The sequence below is a fragment of the Mycobacterium sp. genome (assembly GCF_004298145.1).
In the GTDB taxonomy this organism is placed as follows: domain Bacteria; phylum Actinomycetota; class Actinomycetes; order Mycobacteriales; family Mycobacteriaceae; genus Mycobacterium.
In genome coordinates this window covers 1-3,171 of sequence record NZ_SCRH01000075.1, presented here as the reverse complement: position 1 = coordinate 3,171, position 3,171 = coordinate 1, and the positions used below count along the sequence as shown (strand labels likewise).

Below are 3,171 nucleotides of genomic sequence, written 5' to 3'. Positions count from 1 at the left end.
TAGGATGATGTGGTTCACTATCCTCAGTTTCACAAGGTTTGGTAAGGCCGAGAACCTTTGCTTTTTGATAATCTGTTGTATTGTCCTTGTTAGCCATAGTTGTCACTCCGTTACCTTATCTTTGCGGTGATCGTCGAGATAATTATTTGCCTTTGTCCAAAAATCATTCTTATCTAAAGCGGCAATAATTTTATCACGCCCCCAAAAGTCATCGCTTTCACGCTTATGCGATTCTTGATGACCATAAGAACCATAAAGCAAACCAATTAGTTGATTAGGATCAAGAGAAAGGATAGTTTCAAGGCGTTGTGCGTTGTATGGCAAATGAATACCATTACAAATTTTCTCTTCATTGGTTACATAGTCCTGAATAACCAGAATGTAACTTTTACCAAAGAGTTCCATGCGCTTGCCAAACCCGATGACAGGATTGTCCCACTCGTTAGAAATGGCGATCATTGGAACACCGAGGAAGCGCGACTGTTCGTAGTCTTGTGTTTTCTGAAACGTGATGTTCTGCTCATCGCTTCGCAATTGATACCCCCCTTGCTTTCCGCGAGAGTAGGCTTGTTCAGCGGTTTCTCGTTTACGAAAGATGCTAAACATGAGTATAGTAGTCCATGAACTTTGAAAGTGTGTCTACTTTACCACAAGGATGATGTTATTACAATGACCAATGTTGCTTAGTAGCGGTCAAGATTGTCTTGATACTTGTGGTAGTTTTCAATAATCTGGATCGCTTCTTCCACAGAGAGGAAGTTGTCTCCAAACTGTTTTTGCCAGTGTTCATCAAGAATGTGAACCTTGCCATTTAGTTCACGCCCGAAGAGTTATGATTTTTCATAAAGAATATCATTTTGAAAGGTGTCAGGGACTCTAATCTCCTGAGCATCTCTGTTGTAAAGTCCATCCGGCATCCAGAAGAAGCCTTTTCTATTTATTCCAGATCCTACTAAGAAGCGCAGGGAGGGTAGTTCAATCGTGTGGTTCTCTGCAGCATTGATGTCAGAATCTGATTCTCTACCACAAAAAGCACAACAAAAGCTTTTCCCTTTTCTGTTTTTCTTTTGCACCCATCCACATTCAAAACACCTCTGAGAACGAAAAGCACTGGATTGCAGCTTGACGTGGACCCCACGCTCTTCCGCCATGCTTTGAAGCTTGTCCTCAATCTTGGTGTAAGTGAAATGCTTCAGACACGCACCTAAAAAGAGCGGTAAGTTATAGGTTTTATTGGCTAGGTTAAAACCATCATAACCGTTTGCCCAAATCTCGTCCAGCATCAACTTCATGACACGACGATATTCTGCAATGAATGCAACAACAGATTCCTGTTTATGCGTATTCGCGAATTTCGTGTGATGCTTCGTTGATCGAATGAGTTCTGCCATAATGAATAGACTTATATGCTTTTGTTCGTTGTATTTTTATCTATTATAGTATGTATTTTATAATTTACAAGATATTGTTATTAGACAACTTTGTATCCTTTGCACTCAAAGTGAGCTTTGCCGTTTTGTATCCTTTGTACTCAAAGTGAGCTTTGCCGTCAATTTTGTGAATTCCAAGTCCTGCCTTTTGGCTCATACCTTTCTCCTTTTGCTGATGGATGATGGTTAATGTACAACAGTAAGAAGGATAAGTCAAAATAGTTGTCTTTCTTGGTTAATGGAGTTAAGGAGTTTTATTGAACTATCTTGTCATTTTAGTTTTGCCATAGTGGCTCACTGTTGCAGATAGCGTGTCTTTCACTGGCAGGTTTTAGTTGTCTTGCCTATTTACTTTGTGATTACGCCTTAGCCTCATAATTTGTCTGTATGGCAGTGTTATTTGGCGTGCTACCGTTTAAGTGGTGTCTTAGGGATGGGTTACCCGTTTAAGTGGGTTTTCGTTTACATGTGGGCCGTTTGGAACGGCAACCTGATTTAGCTTTATTTTTGAAATCTAGGAAGACGAGACGGATGGCGTTTTTAAGGGCCGTTTTCGACGGTTGCTGTGTCGAAGGAAACAGCGTTACAAACGGGGGTGTTGCTCGCCATTAGTGCTTAGGGGATTCTAAAAAGGCCGTTTTCGACCGATTTCCATTTTTTGGGGGTGGTTATAGTTTTAGTAATAATGGCGAATAAAAATTAAAATCGGCTATCATAAAAACAAGGTTGACATTCATCTTAAAGGATGTTACCTTGTCAGTAACTAACAATCCTCTTAACGAGTTCGCCATATGTTCACCTTCCTTGGTAATTTGAATCGAAATTGACCTTAACTGAAGTTTTCACTCCAGTCGCCTTTTCGTATTCATTTTTTCTAACCCAAGGAATTCATCATGTCAGCTTTTGAACTCACTCGTACTATCTCTCTATTCACTTCACCAGAAACTTACATCGGTCGCCAAGTCAGTGTCGGCGGATGGCTACGGTCTGCTCGCATTGGAAAGAAGGTCGGCTTTCTTGTCTTGAGTGATGGTTCCAGTCACGAAACCTTACAAGTCGTCATTTCTTCGGCTTTAATGGAAGCACAACCTACCTTACGTTCGCTTGGTGCTGGTTACTCGGTTCTTGTAAAAGGAACGGTCGTTGCCTCCATTGGTTCTGGTCAAACTATTGAATTGCAAGCAACCTCGATTGAAATTGCTGGAACCGTCTTGGATCCCAGCACCTACCCATTACAACCGAAGGCGCACTCACCCGAGTTTCTAAGGTCGTTACCATACTTACGTTCAAGAGTGACGCAGTTTGGTGCGATTGCTCGCTTACGACATTGTCTGATGCGAGCTATCCATGATTATCTGGAATCTCAACAGTTCCTATGGATTGCCACGCCTATTATCTCTGGAACAGACGCTGAGGGCGCTGGTGAGCGTTTCCGAGTGTCATCCTTGGCCGAAGGTCAAGCTGGTGCTGACTTCTTTGATAGACCTGCTTATTTGACCGTATCTGGACAACTTGAGGCAGAAGCAATGGCACAAGCTTTGGGTCGGGTTTATACCTTTGGTCCTACATTCAGAGCCGAACAATCTCATACATCGCGACACTTAGCAGAGTTCTGGATGGTGGAGCCTGAAATGGCGTTTGCTGATTTGGACGATGTGGCAACGCTGGCTGAAGATTTACTGAAGTGCTGTGTCCGTGAATGTCTTGTTAAGCTTCCTGCTGAAATGGCCTACTTTGCTGA

The 3,171-nt window shown here is 42.4% G+C and carries 3 protein-coding genes; 1 reads left to right on the top strand and 2 read right to left on the bottom strand.

Going from position 1 to position 3,171, the window contains the following annotated elements:
- Nucleotides 1-102: 102 nt before the first annotated feature.
- Complete coding sequence (locus tag EPN51_RS28930; RefSeq protein ID WP_293049308.1) at nucleotides 103-606, bottom strand: hypothetical protein; 504 nt, start codon at nucleotides 604-606, stop codon at nucleotides 103-105.
- A 224-nt stretch (nucleotides 607-830) separates the two neighbouring features.
- Nucleotides 831-1,292, bottom strand: a complete 462-nt coding sequence (locus tag EPN51_RS28925) for a zinc ribbon domain-containing protein (RefSeq protein WP_293049307.1) — start codon at nucleotides 1,290-1,292, stop codon at nucleotides 831-833.
- A gap of 1,031 nt (nucleotides 1,293-2,323) precedes the next feature.
- On the opposite strand from EPN51_RS28925, the gene EPN51_RS28920 reads away from it, so the two are divergent.
- Nucleotides 2,324-3,171 (top strand): amino acid--tRNA ligase-related protein (locus EPN51_RS28920; protein WP_293049306.1); only part of this gene is annotated, 848 nt, incomplete at its 3' end.

Bases quoted from the DNA above. Each gene is read 5' to 3' on its own strand.
- EPN51_RS28930 (WP_293049308.1), bottom strand. From the start codon at position 606: ATGTTTAGCATCTTTCGTAAACGAGAAACCGCTGAACAAGCCTACTCT.
- EPN51_RS28925 (WP_293049307.1), bottom strand. From the start codon at position 1,292: ATGAAGTTGATGCTGGACGAGATTTGGGCAAACGGTTATGATGGTTTT.